1 protein-coding gene is annotated in these 552 nt (G+C 65.9%); it reads right to left on the bottom strand.

Going from position 1 to position 552, the window contains the following annotated elements:
* A partial coding sequence (locus BN2476_RS44240; protein WP_143811239.1) for an acyl-CoA dehydrogenase C-terminal domain-containing protein occupies positions 1 to 552 on the bottom strand: 552 nt, incomplete at its 5' end.

Raw genomic sequence — 552 nt, 5'->3', positions numbered from 1 at the left:
TCAGAACTGATCTTCCGACAATGCCAGCACGCCCTCCGCGCCCTTCGCGCTGACGATCGACGCCTCCAGCGCCACCGCCTGCGGCAGCACGTGCTCCGCGTAGAACTGCGCGGTGGCGATCTTCGCGCCGTAGAACGACGGGTCTTCCGCATGCTTCGCCTGCGCAACGAGCATTGCGCGCGCCATCTGCCAGCCGCCCAGCACGATGCCCGCGAGCTTCAGATACGGCACGCTGCCCGCGAACACTGCGTTCGGATCGCTCTTCATGTTCTGAACGACGAACTGCACCACCGATTGCAACGCATCGTGCCCTCGCGACAGGTGCCTTTGCATCGATCCGAACGCCGCGCCATCGCGCTGCTTCAGCGCTTCGACAGTCTGCGCGATGTCCGCGAGCAGCGCCTTCGCGACCGCGCCGCCATCGCGCACCGTCTTGCGTCCGATCAGGTCGTTCGCCTGGATCGCTGTCGTGCCTTCGTAGATCGGCAGGATGCGCGCGTCGCGGTAGTACTGCGCCGCGCCCGTTTCCTCGATGAAGCCCATGCCGCCATG

Origin of the sequence: Paraburkholderia piptadeniae, assembly GCF_900007165.1 — a bacterium.
Classification (GTDB): Bacteria; Pseudomonadota; Gammaproteobacteria; order Burkholderiales; family Burkholderiaceae; genus Paraburkholderia; species Paraburkholderia piptadeniae.
Note: the sequence above shows the minus strand (reverse complement) of the source record. Positions and strands in the feature narration are given on the sequence as shown.